The sequence below is a fragment of the Methylomonas sp. Uni0011 genome (genome assembly GCF_056850255.1).
The window spans coordinates 150022-164469 of record NZ_JBVVNO010000002.1 but is presented as its reverse complement, the minus strand read 5'-3'; the positions used below and the strand labels follow the sequence as shown (position 1 = coordinate 164469).

Below are 14448 nucleotides of genomic sequence, written 5' to 3'. Positions count from 1 at the left end.
CACACATGAGCGATAAATACACATCATCCGGTAATTTGAGCGGCATGGGCTACATGCGCGTGCTGCTGGTGGAAGACGACGAACGCATCGTCGATTTCGTCCAGCGCGGCCTGAAGGCGGAAGGCTATTCCGTGGAAGTGGCTCGTACCGGCCAAGAGGCGATTGCCCTCGGCGGCGAAGGTTCGTTCCAGGTGATCGTGCTGGACCTGGGGCTGCCGGACATGAACGGTCGCCAGATTTGCGAACGCCTGCGTGGTAACGGCGTCGATACGCCGGTATTGATGCTGACTGCGCGCGACACCGTGCAGGATAAAGTTTCGGGTCTGCGCGCCGGCGCCGACGATTACATGACCAAGCCGTTTGCTTTCGAGGAATTGCTGGCGCGGATCGAAGTACTGCTACGCCGCCGCGGCGGCGACATCAAATCGGAAGCCAAAGAACTGCGCATCGCCGATCTGGTATTGAATGGCGAAACCCACGAAGTACGCCGCGGCAATACCGCGATCGAGCTGACGCCGAAGGAATTCGCGCTATTGGAATGCTTCATGCGCATGCCCGGCAAGGTCTTGAGCCGTACCCGGATACTGGAGCAGGTTTGGGGCTACAGCGCCGACCCGCTGACCAATGTGGTCGACGTTTACATCCGCCAGTTGCGCCGCAAAATCGACGACGATTACGAACAAAAACTGCTGAAAACAGTGCGCGGTTTCGGCTACAAACTCGAAGCGCCCTAAGTCCTGCCTCAAGCCGGCCGGGCGCAGACCGGCCGGGCCGAATTGTCTATAATCCGCGTACCTGACAGCCGCGGCTTATCGAATGCAACTCACCTTACTCGACTCCGACCAACCCGAACAGGCTTTTCCGCCTTTACATAAGGCACTGAAAGAACCCAACGGCCTGCTCGCCTTCGGCGGCTGCCTGTCGCCGAAACGGATCGTCAATGCCTACCGCCACGGCGCGTTTCCCTGGTTCAACCCCGGCGAGCCCATCCTGTGGTGGTCGCCGGACCCGCGCCTGGTGCTGTTTCCGGAGCATTTGCAAGTCTCGCGCAGCCTGACCAAGACCCTGCGCAAAGGCCGGTTCGAGATCCGCTACGATACGGCATTCAAAGAAGTAATTGCTGCCTGCGCCGCGCCGCGTAGCGACAGCGGCGGCACCTGGATCACCGACGACATGCGCCGGGCTTATCAGACCTTGCACCATCTCGGTATTGCCCACAGCTGCGAAGCCTGGCTGGACGGTAAGCTGGCCGGCGGCCTCTACGGTTTGGCCATCGGCCAGGTCTTCTTCGGCGAATCGATGTTCCACCGCGAAACCGACGCCTCGAAAGTGGCGTTCGTCAATCTGGTCGAACGTCTGAGCGGCTGGGGTTACCGTTTGATCGATTGCCAAGTACGCAGCGAACATCTGCTCAGCCTGGGTGCCGAGGAAATTCCGCGCCAACGCTTCGCCGAATTGCTGGAACAGCTTTGCCGGCAAGCCCCCGCGGCCGAGGCCTGGCACTGATGGGCAACTTGCCGATTTGGCTGGACGACGAACGCGCGTGCGGCTACCTGTCCGACCGGCAGGCCCGCTCCGGCTTCGTGCATCCGTCGGTAACAATGACGCCGCAACTATACTGGCAACTGATCGCGCTCGGCTTCCGCCGCAGCGGCGACTACGTTTACAAACCTTACTGCCGGTCCTGTAAAGCTTGCGTGCCGACCCGGCTGCCGGTCGCCTCGTTCGCGCCCGACCGCCGGCAGAAACGTTGCCGCAAGCGTAACGCCGATACCCGTAGCGTCATCAAGCCGGCCGAGTTCGACCCCCGCCATTTCGACTTATACCGGCGTTACCTGGCGGCCCGCCACGACGATCCGCACAAAGAACCGATCGAACCGGATGATTATCTGAATTTTCTCGGCAGCCGCTGGTGCGATACCCGCTTCGTCGAATTTCTGATCGGCGGCCGACTGGCGGCAGTTGCGGTGGTGGATATCGTCGACGACGGCTTATCGGCGGTCTATACCTTCTTCGATCCCGAGTTTGCCGACTACAGCCCAGGCGTCTATGCCGTGTTATGGCAAATCGAAACCGCCGCGCAATGGGGCTTACCTTACGTTTATCTGGGCTTTTGGATCGAAGACTGTCGTAAAATGCGCTACAAAATCGAATATCAGCCGCTGCAGGGCTTGATCCGCGACCGGTGGCAACCCCTTTCAAATCATACAATCAACGAGGAATAAGCAGTGCCGAAAGCCAACGAACTGAAACTGGGAACCGCGATCGAAATCAACGGCGAACCGTATGTGGTCAAGCACATCGACGTGCGCAATCCGACCTCGCGCGGCGCGACGACGCTGTATAAAGTCCGCTTCAACCACATGAAAACCAAGCAGAAGCTGGACGAAACCTTTAAAAGCGACGACATGCTGAAAGCGGCCGATTGTTCGCGCTGCAACGTGCAGTTTTCCTACCAGGACGGCGACACCTACTACTTCATGAACAGCGAGACCTACGACCAATACGCGCTGTCGGCCGAGGATTTGGAAGGTCAAACCTTATACCTGACCGACGGTCTGGACGGCATCATCATGTTGCTGATGGACGACGCGCCGCTGGGCATCCAGTTGCCGACCACGGTAACGCTGCAAATCGTCGAAACCCCGCCGGCCATGAAAGGCTCCAGCGCCACCAAGCGGACCAAGACCGCCAAACTTACCACCGGCCTGGAAGTGCAGATTCCGGAGTACATCGAGTCCGGCGAACTGATCAAGATCAACAGCGAAACCGGCGAGTTCTCCTCGCGCGCCTAAGTGCTTGATGCTAATCAGGCCACCACGTTACGGACGCATTGCCGGGCGTAGGCATTGATGGGCACGTTACTGTCCAGATAGTGATTAAACAATTCATTGATCGTAACCGGATTCAAAAAGGCATAAATGCCGCAGCCGGTTATGGCAATGAATTGCCGGCTCAAGGTTTCGATGAACACAATCCGCAAATTGTTGATTTCGTTAGTTTGATGCATAGTTTCCATGACACTCTCCCGAGGCTGTTGATCGAATTCGATCAAGTAAATGCATTAGTTGCGCCAGCAGAAAAACCCCTATAAAAATCAGAATCATAAATCCTGGTCGGCATTATCGGCGGCCCATTCCGTGACGGCCTGCCGTCACGGCTTACGGCATCTCGTACCGGCGCAATTTTCGCATCACTCCGGCGCCATCCGCCGCCCTTGTTCACACCGAAAATCCAGGTATCGATCCGGGTCGGTTTAGCAGGCCTGGCATGAGCCGGGAATTGAGGCTTGGATCAAGGGTAATGGTGGCAGTGGTGTTTGTCGGTGACGCGCACCACTGTCCGGCGGTGACTTTTTTAACAGTGACCGGGCCAAAACGGCGGACGCCAGCGCCCGTAGTCCGGCGATAGCCAAGGCCGAGGATATTTAGATACCGCCGCAGTTGAGCGCCATCGGGCAATGCAGTATAGTGCCGCGGCATGAAGATTCGGCCGATGTTTACCGCACCCACAGCAAGCCGCGCGCCGGCTGCCACCCGCTTGCCGTCCGGGCTGCCTCTAAGACTGCTGCCCTGAGGGGCGTGCAATCTTTCTTTATCAAGTAAAATCACCCTTTTCCATATTCTCGGCTCGAGGCCGAACGTTTCATGAACGGAGCCCTCATGAAAGACCAATTGATTATTTTCGATACCACCTTGCGCGACGGCGAACAAAGCCCCGGCGCGTCGATGACCCGCGACGAAAAAGTCCGCATCGCGCGGGCGCTGGAGCGGATGAAGGTCGACGTCATAGAGGCCGGCTTCCCGGCCGCCAGCCAGGGCGATTTCGAGGCGGTCCAAGCCGTCGCCGATGCGATTAAAGACAGCACCGTCTGCGGCTTGGCGCGGGCGCTGGACAAGGACATCGACCGCGCCGGCGAAGCATTGAAAGGCGCGAAAAGTTCGCGCATCCACACCTTCATCGCCACGTCGCCGATCCACATGGCGAAGAAACTCAACATGCAGCCCGACCAAGTCATCGAGTACGCGGTCCGCGCGGTCAAACGCGCCCGCCAGTACACCGACAACGTCGAGTTTTCGCCGGAAGACGCCGGCCGCTCGGAAGAGGATTTCCTGTGCCGGATCTTGGAGGCGGTGATCGACGCCGGCGCCACTACCCTGAACATCCCGGACACCGTCGGTTACAGCATGCCGCAACAGTTCGGCGCCACCATCGCCAATTTGATTCAGCGGATACCGAACTCCGACAAAGCCATCTTCTCGGTGCATTGCCATAACGACTTGGGTTTGGCCGTGGCCAACTCGCTGGCGGCGGTGATGAACGGCGCGCGCCAGGTCGAATGCACCATCAACGGTTTGGGCGAGCGCGCCGGCAACGCCTCGCTGGAAGAAGTGGTGATGGCGATCCGCACCCGCCAGGATTTCTTTCAATGCGATACCCGCCTGGATACCCGCGAAATCGTCACCTGCTCGAAACTGGTGTCGTCGATCACCGGCTTTCCGGTGCAGCCGAACAAGGCTATCGTCGGCGCCAACGCTTTCGCCCACGAGTCCGGCATTCATCAGGACGGCGTGCTGAAAAACCGCGAGACTTACGAAATCATGCGCGCCGAGGACGTAGGTTGGACCACCAACCGCATGGTGCTCGGCAAGCATTCCGGCCGCAACGCCTTCAAAACTCGGATGGCGGAATTGGGCGTGGAGTTCGCCGGCGAAACCGATTTGAACGACGCTTTTTACCGTTTCAAACAACTGGCCGACAAGAAACACGAGATTTTCGACGAAGACTTACAGGCTCTGATTTCCGAACAAAGCTTCGAAGCCGAAGACGAGCACATCAAACTGGTGGCCTTAAAGGTCTGCTCGGAAACCGGCGAAGTACCGAACGCCACCGTGACCATTTTGGTGGACGGCAAGGAAATGACCGGCAGCGCCAGCGGCGGCGGCGCAGTCGACGCCAGCCTGAAGGCCATCGAAAGCCTGGTGCAAACCGGCGCCACCCTTGCCTTATATTCGGTGAACAACATCACCACCGGCACCGATTCGCAGGGCGAAGTGACCATCCGGTTGGAAAACGCCGGCCGCATCGTCAACGGCTCCGGCGCCGATACCGACATCGTCATCGCCTCGGCCAAGGCCTACATCAACGCGGTCAACAAGCTGCAAAGTCCCGAGCAGCGCCAGCATCCGCAGAAAGGCGATGTCTAGCCGCTGACGATGGAAGAATCGGTCCGCTTGCAATATTTGGAGGCGATGGGCATCGATGTCTGGGTTCCCCGACATCCGCCCGTCGTCGCCGAGCAAGCGGTTGCCCCCCCTGTAGGGAGGGCATCGCCAAGCGAAGCCGACCGCGTCGGCTCCCCCGCCAACAAAGCTGCGCCAACAGCGGAACATCCGGCCAAAAACGAAACTACCGTCAATCACCAGAACGTAGGCTGGATTGAGCATCGCGATACCCAGCATCCGGCCGCTGACGCATCCAGCCAACCGGGTTCGCCCGCGATCTCTACAGCAACCACCGTATCTGCAACGGCCGGCGGCGAGACCATTCCCACTCCGCCGCCAACTCGTATAAGCTTGGAGTTGACGACCGGACCCGCTCTAGTTTCATCGCCACCGCACCACCCAAAACCCCATACCGACGACCACGCCTGGAAAGACCTGCAACACCAGGTCTCGATCTGCCGTGCTTGTTCGTTGTGCGAAACCCGCACCCAGACCGTGTTCGGCGTCGGCAACAAACATGCGGATTGGCTGCTGATCGGCGAAGCGCCCGGCCGCGACGAAGACCTGCAAGGCGAACCCTTCGTCGGTCGCGCCGGCCAGTTGTTGAACGAAATGATCCGCGCCATCGGCCTGCGCCGCGAGCAAGTCTATATCGCCAATATGCTGAAATGCCGGCCGCCCAACAACCGCGACCCGCAGGCCGATGAGGTCGCTGCCTGCCACGGCTTTTTGAAACGCCAGATCGAACTGATCCAGCCCAAGTTGATTCTGGCCGTCGGCCGCATCGCCGCACAAAACCTGCTGCATACCCAGCAACCGCTGTCGCGGCTGCGCGGCATGCGCCATGAACTGGAAGGCATTCCGCTGACGGTGGTGCACCACCCGGCTTATCTGTTACGCTCGCTGCCCGAAAAAGCCAAAGCTTGGGAAGACCTGCAATTCGCGCTCTCCGTTTACCAATCACTAGAACAATAACAACGATGTGGAAACTGTTACATAAACTGAAATCAGCCGTGGTCTACGACGCCGACCGCGAGTTTTACGCCAAAGTGTTTCCAGACTCGGTGGAGGCGCGCGACCTGCTGCGCTTGCGCAAAATGGACCACGCCGACCTGCCCGGCGTGATGGCGATCGAAACCGTCAATTACGAATTTCCCTGGTCGGAAGGCGTGTTCAAGGATTGCTTCCGGGCCATGAATTACACCAACTGGATTTGCGAAGCGCCGGACGAGACCATCGCCGGCTACGCCATCATTTCGGTCGCCGCCGGCGAAGCCCACATCATGAACATCAGCGTCAACCCGGCGTTTCAACGCCAGGGTGTCGGTCGCAAGATGCTGGAGCATTTGATCGAATACGCCCGCCCCCGCGCCGAAACCCTCTATCTGGAAGTCCGTCCCAGCAACCCCGGCGCGATCCATCTGTACCGCAGCAGCGGCTTCCGCGAAATCGGCATCCGCAAAAATTACTATCCGGCCAAGAACGGCAAGGAAGACGCCATCATGTTTGCGTTGGATCTGGTGCCGATGCTTTGAGCGCGCGAGCGTCGCTAACATAAAACGATAACCACAGGAGACCCGCTATGGCATTTCCCAAACGTTTGGAATACGGCGGCCACGCATTGGTCTGGTCCGGCGACTGGTCCGAGGCCGGCGCCCGCAAAGCCATCGCCGGCGCCGCCCGCGCCGGTTACGACTACATCGAAATCGCCCTGCTCGACCCGTGGCAAATAGACGTCGCCCTGACCAAAGATTTGTTGCAGGAATACAATCTGCGCGCCCACGCCTCGTTGGGCTTGTCGGCTACCACCGACGTCACCAGCACCGACCCGGCCATCGTCGCCAAAGGCGACGAACTGTTGCGCAAGGCCACCGATGCGCTGTACGCATTGGGCGGCAGCGAATTGTGCGGCGTGATCTATTGCGCGCTGGGCAAATATCCCGGCCCGGCATCCCGGGAAAACCGCGCCAATTCGGTGGCGGCGATGCAGCGTCTGGCCGACTATGCCGCCGACAAAGGCATCAATATCGATCTGGAAGTGGTGAACCGCTACGAAACCAACATCATGAACACCGGCCTGGAAGGCCTGGCGTTTCTGGACGAAGTCGACCGGCCGAACGCCTTCCTGCATCTTGACACCTACCATATGAACATCGAGGAAGACGGCATGGCCAAGTCGGTATTGGCCGCCGGCGACCGGCTGGGTTATGTGCATATCGGCGAAAGCCACCGCGGCTACCTGGGCACCGGCAATGTCGATTTCGCCAGTTTCTTCGCCGCGTTGAAACAAATCGATTACCGCGGCCCGATCACCTTCGAATCGTTTTCGTCGGAAATCGTCGATCCCAAACTGTCCAACACCCTCTGCGTCTGGCGCAACCTATGGCACGACTCCGACGACCTGGCCGGTAAAGCCTTGGACTTCATCAAGCAGCGCTATTAGCCATGAAACGGGCCATCGTCTACCTGCACGGTTTCAACTCGGCGTCGCTGGATTTGCACGGCAATCTCTTAACCGCCAAAGAAAAGCTGGCCGTGCTGCAAGCCTTCTGTAACGAACGCGACGTAATGCTGTACGCGCCGAACCTGGATTACCGCGACTTCCAAGGCCTGATCGAAGACCTGTTGTTCGAATGGAACCAACTGCTGGACCAAGGTTACGACGTGGTGTTCATGGGCTCGTCGATGGGCGGTTTCAGCAGCGAATACCTGGCCTATAAGACCGGCGCCAGAGCGATCATGATCAACCCCGCCGTCAGCCCCAGCACATTGCTGCCGCAGTTCATCGGCGTCACCGCCAATTTCGAAACCGGCGAACCTTACGACTGGCAGCAAAGCCACTGCGACCAATACCCGAAATTCGAACAAGAACTGGCGGCGAACCGGCAAAAACTGGACTTGACGCTACTGCTGGACTTGGGCGACGAACTGCTGGATTCGGCCGCCACCCGCGATCTATACCAAGCCAAGGCCCGCGTGGTTTGCTTCGAGGGCGGCTCCCACGGCTTCGAACACATGCGCGAAGCCTTGCCGCTGGTCGAGGGCGTGTTGTTTGGCGAAGACGAAAATCCTGTGTCCCGATTGAATTGAACCGGCAACGCCTGCTTCCACCCACTAGGTACTCATAAAACACGGCCACTGCAGTCATACGACAGGTGCGAGGAATTTTGAAACATCAGTTGTCGTCTATATCGAGCTTTAGCGCATGAGAACGAAGGTCATCTACAAGATTACCTACCCAAACGGGAAGATATACATCGGGAAGGACCTAACCGGCACCTTCACTTACTTTGGTAGCGCCAATGGCGCTTTGGTTGAAAAGGATTTCACGCCCGAGCAACGCCGGATACTAACGGTCACAAAAGAGATTCTATGGGAATCAGCAACGGCAAAAGATAGCGAAGTCAATAAGAAAGAAGTCGAGTTCATCCTCTCGCATCGCTCAAATGATCCTGCCATCGGCTACAACCAGTGGCCGAAGTTCAAGGGGACAGGCACATGACGTGGCACTACGTGTTCCAACCGAAGGTTCTGACCACGCCTTACTACGCCCCCGCCACCAACACCAAAGAATCTCCGTTCTGCTCGATCCGGAAATATTTCAACGTATTCATGCCGACCAGCACTTCGTCCAGATAGCGGTTGATATGGGCGTCCAGGTTGCGCAATTCGAGGTTACCGAGTTTCAGGCTGGCGATGCGAGTCCGGTAGTCGGTTACCCGGCCGCCGGCGGTTTCAGCTTGCACCGCGCCGCCGACGGGCAAACCGGCAGCACGCGCGTATTTTTCCGGAATCGAGGTTTTGGTGGCGCCGGTATCGATCATGAACGGCATCGGCACGTTATTGATCAACAAGGTGCCGCGAAAATGGCCTTGGCTGTCGGCCTTGATGCGAACTGCGCCTGTACCGCCGACCTCGCCGTCCGCCGTAGCCGGCAGCACAATTTCCGGTAACGGGTGGCGGGCCGCGGCCTGCTTTGTCAACAGCACATCCGCGCCGTACCAAAGTCCGGCCAGGGCCGCCAGCGGCATCAGCAGATACCGCAACGTACCGGCCGAACTGCGCCGGCCGGATGCGACAGTCTGCTGGCGCGGTTCGCCATCGCGCGGCCGGCTCGCCCGTTTGCGCAGTTGCTCCCGGTAATAATCCCGATCTTCGAATCCCATCGTGTTTACCCTCCGCAGACACAAAAAAGCCCCCGCCGGTTGGCGGAGGCTTTTGCCGATTATGCCAGGCTATGCCGCCTGGGCAGGTCCGGTGCTAGCGCATCAATCGTCGCCGCCGAATACGCCCAACAATTGCAGCAAGCTGACGAACAGGTTGTAGATCGATACGTACAACGATACCGTCGCCAAAATGTAGTTGGTTTCGCCGCCGTGGATGATTTCACTGGTTTGGAACAAAATCATGCCTGACATCAACAGGATGAACATCGCCGAAACCGCCAACGACAAGGCCGGTACCGAGAACAGGACCGCGGCCAAACCGGCGAAAAACGCGACCAGCACGCCAACCATCAGGAATCCGGCCATGAAGCTGAAATCCTTACGGGTGGTCAATGCGTAGCCGGACAAGCCCAAAAAGATCACGCCGGTACCGCCCAACGCGGTCATGATCAATTGGTGGCCGTTGCTGAAAGCGTTGACGTACATGTTCAAAATCGGACCCAGGGTCATGCCCATAAAGCCGGTCAGGGCGAATACCCACACCAAGCCCCAGGCGCTGTTGCTGAACCGGGTGGTCAAAAACAGCAAACCGAAATAGCCCACCATGCTGACGATCATGCCCGGATGCGGCAGATTCAATGCCATGGACAAGCCGGCCGTCGCCGCGCTGAACAACAGCGTCATCGCCAACAACATGTAAGTGTTTCTCAAGACCTTGTTGGTCGCCAGTACACTGGCTTCCGATCGGGTGGTTGCAGTTGATAATCTCATGGTCAATTGTCCTTTGAAAGTTACGAACGAAACTGTGACCGCGCAAATGGGCCGGAGTTTCCCGCCATTGTCGGCGCCGTCTGCTAGTATACCTAAACAAAATGCAGCTACGAGGTTAATTCAAGCATGAGCACGACGCCTTACGACTTGATCGGCGGCGAAACCGGCATCAGACGGCTGGTGGACAAATTTTACTTTTATATGGATATCCTGCCGCAAGCCAAGGGCATCCGGGCGATGCACGCGCCCAATCTGGCTTCCGCGAAAGACAAGCTATTCAAATTCATGTCGGGCTGGCTGGGCGGTCCCAATCTGTTTATCGAGGAATTCGGCCATCCGATGCTGCGCGCCCGCCATTTTCCATTTGCGATCGGCGAAGCCGAACGCGACCAATGGATGCTGTGCATGAACAAGGCCTTAGACGAAATCACGATGGACTCCCGGCTGCGCGAAAACATCCGCACCGCCTTGCAGCAACTGGCCACGCACATGATCAACCAAGAAACCACGGAAAACTGAACGCCATGTCGTTATCCAAACAACTGTTAATTCTGATTTCGGCGCTGTTCCTGATGATTTTCAGCGTCAATTTCGCGCTCAGCGTCAATAACATCAAGGATTATCTGGAAGGCGAAGCCAAGAACCACGCCCAGGATACCGCTACCTCGCTGGGCCTTTCGTTGAGCCCCTACATGGCCAACGACAAGGACCCGGTCATCGAGACCATGATGAAGGCGATTTTCGACATGGGCTATTACAAGGAAATCCGTTTGGTCGACGCCGAGAATAAGGAATTGGTGGCGCTGGTCAGCGACAAGGCGGTGGCAGGCGTGCCGGACTGGTTCATGGATCTGCTGCCGATGACTTCCGCGACCGCCGAAAGCGAGATCAGCTCCGGCTGGAATCTGAGCGGCGTGATCTACGTCACCGTCAATTCCGGCTACGGCTATTTAAAACTGTACGAACAAGCCAAATCCGGCTTTTATTATTCGCTGGCGGCGTTCATCGTTTCGATCGGCCTGCTGGCGCTGACCTTGCGCTTTACGTTAGCGTCGCTGTCGCGGATCGATCAACTGGCCCGGCAGATCAGCGACGGCCAGTTCGAGAGCATTGCCGAACTGCCCTGGACCCGCGAGGTGCGTAACGTGGCGATGTCGATGAACACGATGTCGCAAAAAATCAAAACCACCATCGCCGGCCTACACAACAAGCTGGACAGCATGGGCGCCAGCCTGTTGCGCGACGACCTGACCGGCCTCTACAAAAAGTCGGTGTTCGAGACCGACATCAAGCACCTGGCCTTGGAACAAGCCGAAGCGTTTATCGTGCTGGTTAAAATCGACGGTTTGCTGGAATTGGTCAAAGAACTCGATAGCGATGCCGTCGACCGCTTCATCAAAGCCGTCGCCGCCACCCTGGAACACGTCGCCGCGACAGCTGGTAGCGACGCCGGCAAGGCCTACCGTTTCTACGGCGCCGAATTCGCTCTATTGGTCAAAACCGCAGACCGGCCGCAAATCGAATTGCTGGCTAAAACGCTGAGCAACCGCCTGGGCGAACTGGGCGAGCAATACCAAAAGGCCGATCTGGCCCATATCGGCGTCGTGCCGTTCAATCCGCTGACTACCAGCGAAAGCATGTTGGAAGCCGCCCACGAAGCCTACGAACAAGCCCATTTGATCGGCGCCAACAGTTATTTCATCCGCAGCAGCGACAATTTCGCCCGCGACATCGCCACCTGGAAGGAACTGGTGTTCGATTGCGTGGACAACACCGCTTATTCGATCTGGTACATCGGCCCGATCCACGGTATGAAACACGGCGAGCTGATGATGGAGGAAGCCTTCATTCAGGTCCACGACCGACAAGGCGAACTGGTGGCGATCGGCCCGTTCATTTCGATTGCCGAAAAGTTCGCCAAAATCGTCGATCTGGACAAAGGCGTGATCGGTATGGTGATCGACCATATTCTGCATAACCACGTCGAGCATGCGATTGCCGTCAACGTTTCGACCCGCACCATCAAGAACGGCGACTTCCGGGTCTGGTTGGAAAAACTGATTCAGCGCAATGCCGGGGCGGCCAAATATCTGGTGTTCAGCTTGTCGGCCTATGCGGTGGTCAAGGACATCGAGGCTTACAAGGCCTTTATCGAGGTGGTGCACCAATGCGGCGCCAGAGTCATGATCAAACGCTTCGAAACCCAATCGATGTCGGCCGAGTTGATCAAACAACTGAAACCGGACTACATCCGGCTGGCGCGCGACATCGGCAACGGCATCGCCGACTCGCAGCAAACCCACGCTTTCGTGCAAACCATTGCCGAAATGGCGGCTTTGCTGGATATTTCGGTGCTGGCCGAAAACGTACAAGCCGATTCCGACTTTGCCGCCCTGCGCGGCATAGGCATCGCCGGTGCCAGCCGTTAACACCGGCCGCTCTAACCTCGCCGCTCTCGCCGTTTTTGCCGTCAGCCTATGCTGCGGCATCGCCCTGGCCGGCAGCCTGTTTTTCGATGAAGAATTGCTGGACAAAGTCGGCAATAAATACGGCGCTGCAGCCCGGCAGCGCTTCGTCGATTGGCAAAACCTGATCGAAACCGGCAAAGATTGGTCGGATACCGAGAAATTGCGCCGGGTCAACGATTTCTTCAATCGCAATATCGAGTTTGTCGACGACATTATGCTGTGGAACAAAATCGATTATTGGGCAACGCCGACCGAGTTTCTGGCCAAGGGCGCCGGCGATTGCGAGGATTACTCGATCGCCAAATATTTCACGCTGGTGGAAATGGGCGTCGACGAGAGCAAACTGCGCATCACTTACGTCAAGGCCTTGGAACTGAACCAAGCCCACATGGTGCTGACCTATTTCGAATCGATGCGCTCGCCGCCGCTGGTGCTGGACAATCTGAAACCGGCGATTCTGCCGGCGACGCAACGTAGCGATCTGCAGCCGGTCTACAGCTTCAACGGTACCGGTTTATGGCTTGCCAAGAGCCGGGGTTCCGGGCAACATGTCGGCGGTTCGGACCGGTTAAGCCTGTGGACAGAACTCAAGTCTAGAATGTTGGAATCGCCTTTTTGAACGCCCCAAGTTATACCCTGCGCCGCAGTAGCCGCGCCAAACATACCCGTATCGTCGTCAAAGCCGGCCAAATCGAAGTGGTGGCCCCGCCCAAGGTTTCGGAACGCAACATCCATAGCTTCGTGCTGGCGCAACGGGACTGGATCGAGTCGGCGTTGCGCCGGGTCGCGGCCAAAACCCGCGAGGTGCCGACATTGGCGCCGGCCAGTTACCGCGACGGCGTCGCCATTCCCTATTTCGGCCGGCAGCTACCGCTGCGCATCGAAACCAGCCGCAACAAAACCCCGCGTTTGGAGTTGCGCGACGACGCCTGGTTTTGCGCCAAATTGCCGGCCGCCATCGCACCCGATCAGCATTCCGAACTGGTCCGCCAGACCTTGATCCGCTGGATGAAAAGCCAGGCCCGCCAGCAGGCACAACACTTCGTAGACATACACGCACCGCGCCATGGCCTTTACCCACGCAGCATCCGCATCAAAACGCAGAAAAGCCGCTGGGGCAGTTGCGGCCCGGACAACGACATCAACCTGAATTGGCTGTTGCTGCTGGCGCCGCCGACGGCTTTGGAGTACGTGGTGGTTCACGAGTTATGCCATATCCGCCACAGAAACCACTCCGCCGCGTTTTGGGAGTTGGTGGCCGAACATGTGCCGGATTACCGCCAGCGCCGCTTGTGGTTGAAGCAGCACGGCGCCAGCTTGATGCGGGGTTTGTGATGCCGAAAAAGGAATGGGCGTTTTACCTGTTCGCCGCACTGTTTATTTTCGGCGGCCAATTTCTGGCGCATCGGGATTTAATCACCGGCGCGCCGCCGCCGATTACACAAACCGCGTTGAACGGCGAAGCCGCCTTGCAGGCACTCGGCAAGCGGCCGGCCTTGATCTATTTCTGGGCGGAATGGTGCGGCGTCTGCCGCAGCATGCAACACTCTGTGACCCAAGTCGGCACAGCCCACCCGCTGGCGACCGTCGCCATACGGTCCGGCGACGACGCCAAACTACAAAGCTATCTGCAGGACAAGAATTTGAATTGGCCGGTCGTCAACGACAACGGCGGCGAAATTGGCCAGCGTTACGGCGTCAAAGCCGTGCCGGCCCTGTTTTTCACCGACCGGAACGGCAGCATAGTATTCGCCACGGCCGGTTATACCTCGGAATGGGGCATCAAAGCCCGTTTGTGGTTGGCGGGACTGTTCTAAG

18 protein-coding genes are annotated in these 14448 nt (G+C 58.1%); 15 read left to right on the top strand and 3 right to left on the bottom strand.

Annotated elements, in window-relative coordinates; translation table 11 throughout:
• The first annotated feature begins 5 nt into the window (after nt 1–5).
• From AC0IM9_RS03535 to efpL, 4 genes are all read left to right on the top strand, one after another.
• A complete protein-coding gene (locus AC0IM9_RS03535) occupies nt 6–734 on the top strand; it encodes a response regulator transcription factor (RefSeq protein WP_278211193.1) in 729 nt (242 codons plus the stop codon).
• An 82-nt stretch (nt 735–816) separates the two neighbouring features.
• A complete protein-coding gene (gene aat / locus AC0IM9_RS03530) occupies nt 817–1506 on the top strand; it encodes a leucyl/phenylalanyl-tRNA--protein transferase (RefSeq protein ID WP_482803078.1) in 690 nt (229 codons plus the stop codon).
• Complete coding sequence (locus AC0IM9_RS03525) at nt 1506–2225, top strand: arginyltransferase (protein WP_482803077.1); 720 nt, start codon at nt 1506–1508, stop codon at nt 2223–2225. The genes aat and AC0IM9_RS03525 overlap by 1 nt, the downstream gene beginning before the upstream one ends.
• Before the next feature lie 3 nt (nt 2226–2228).
• Complete coding sequence (gene efpL, locus AC0IM9_RS03520; RefSeq protein WP_140911084.1) at nt 2229–2795, top strand: elongation factor P-like protein EfpL; 567 nt, start codon at nt 2229–2231, stop codon at nt 2793–2795.
• A gap of 14 nt (nt 2796–2809) precedes the next feature.
• Here the strand turns inward: efpL and AC0IM9_RS03515 are convergent, their stop codons facing one another.
• Nucleotides 2810–3019 carry a hypothetical protein gene (locus tag AC0IM9_RS03515; protein ID WP_140911083.1) on the bottom strand — a complete coding sequence of 70 codons (210 nt, stop codon included), beginning with the start codon at nt 3017–3019 and terminating at the stop codon, nt 2810–2812.
• Nucleotides 3020–3662: 643 nt separating this feature from the next.
• Here AC0IM9_RS03515 and AC0IM9_RS03510 point away from each other — a divergent pair.
• From AC0IM9_RS03510 to AC0IM9_RS03485, 6 genes are all read left to right on the top strand, one after another.
• Entirely contained in the window at nt 3663–5207 is a 1545-nt protein-coding gene (locus AC0IM9_RS03510) for a 2-isopropylmalate synthase (RefSeq protein ID WP_482803312.1), read from the top strand.
• Nucleotides 5208–5216: 9 nt separating this feature from the next.
• Nucleotides 5217–6200, top strand: coding sequence for a uracil-DNA glycosylase (locus tag AC0IM9_RS03505; RefSeq protein WP_482803076.1), 984 nt, complete (start codon nt 5217–5219; stop codon nt 6198–6200).
• 5 nt (nt 6201–6205) lie between these two features.
• Nucleotides 6206–6760, top strand: a complete 555-nt coding sequence (gene rimI / locus AC0IM9_RS03500; RefSeq protein ID WP_140911081.1) for a ribosomal protein S18-alanine N-acetyltransferase — start codon at nt 6206–6208, stop codon at nt 6758–6760.
• Nucleotides 6761–6807: 47 nt separating this feature from the next.
• Nucleotides 6808–7668: an L-ribulose 3-epimerase gene (locus AC0IM9_RS03495; RefSeq protein ID WP_482803075.1), complete on the top strand. Its 861-nt coding sequence runs from the start codon at nt 6808–6810 to the stop codon at nt 7666–7668.
• Between the two features lie 2 nt (nt 7669–7670).
• Nucleotides 7671–8315: a YqiA/YcfP family alpha/beta fold hydrolase gene (locus tag AC0IM9_RS03490; protein WP_482803074.1), complete on the top strand. Its 645-nt coding sequence runs from the start codon at nt 7671–7673 to the stop codon at nt 8313–8315.
• Between the two features lie 115 nt (nt 8316–8430).
• The gene (locus AC0IM9_RS03485) at nt 8431–8727 is read left to right on the top strand and encodes a GIY-YIG nuclease family protein (RefSeq protein WP_482803073.1); all 297 of its coding nucleotides are present in this window, start codon (nt 8431–8433) and stop codon (nt 8725–8727) included.
• Between the two features lie 43 nt (nt 8728–8770).
• Here AC0IM9_RS03485 and AC0IM9_RS03480 read toward each other — a convergent pair whose 3' ends face one another.
• Nucleotides 8771–9391 carry a retropepsin-like aspartic protease family protein gene (locus tag AC0IM9_RS03480; protein ID WP_482803072.1) on the bottom strand — a complete coding sequence of 207 codons (621 nt, stop codon included), beginning with the start codon at nt 9389–9391 and terminating at the stop codon, nt 8771–8773.
• Nucleotides 9392–9493: 102 nt separating this feature from the next.
• Nucleotides 9494–10162 (bottom strand): Bax inhibitor-1/YccA family protein, encoded by a 669-nt coding sequence (locus AC0IM9_RS03475; RefSeq protein WP_278211184.1) that lies wholly within the window; start codon nt 10160–10162, stop codon nt 9494–9496.
• A gap of 126 nt (nt 10163–10288) precedes the next feature.
• Between AC0IM9_RS03475 and AC0IM9_RS03470 the strand changes: the two genes are divergently transcribed.
• From AC0IM9_RS03470 to AC0IM9_RS03450, 5 genes are read left to right on the top strand one after another with little or no spacing between them, the layout of a single operon-like run.
• Nucleotides 10289–10681, top strand: coding sequence for a group II truncated hemoglobin (locus tag AC0IM9_RS03470; protein WP_445371231.1), 393 nt, complete (start codon nt 10289–10291; stop codon nt 10679–10681).
• 5 nt (nt 10682–10686) lie between these two features.
• Nucleotides 10687–12591, top strand: a complete 1905-nt coding sequence (locus tag AC0IM9_RS03465) for a bifunctional diguanylate cyclase/phosphodiesterase (RefSeq protein WP_482803071.1) — start codon at nt 10687–10689, stop codon at nt 12589–12591.
• The gene (locus AC0IM9_RS03460) at nt 12578–13249 is read left to right on the top strand and encodes a transglutaminase-like cysteine peptidase (RefSeq protein ID WP_482803070.1); all 672 of its coding nucleotides are present in this window, start codon (nt 12578–12580) and stop codon (nt 13247–13249) included. The genes AC0IM9_RS03465 and AC0IM9_RS03460 overlap by 14 nt, the downstream gene beginning before the upstream one ends.
• Nucleotides 13246–13965 carry a M48 family metallopeptidase gene (locus AC0IM9_RS03455; protein WP_482803069.1) on the top strand — a complete coding sequence of 240 codons (720 nt, stop codon included), beginning with the start codon at nt 13246–13248 and terminating at the stop codon, nt 13963–13965. Before AC0IM9_RS03460 ends, AC0IM9_RS03455 begins: the two co-directional genes overlap by 4 nt.
• Nucleotides 13965–14447, top strand: coding sequence for a protein disulfide oxidoreductase (locus AC0IM9_RS03450; protein ID WP_482803068.1), 483 nt, complete (start codon nt 13965–13967; stop codon nt 14445–14447). Before AC0IM9_RS03455 ends, AC0IM9_RS03450 begins: the two co-directional genes overlap by 1 nt.
• The last annotated feature ends 1 nt before the right edge of the window (nt 14448 follow it).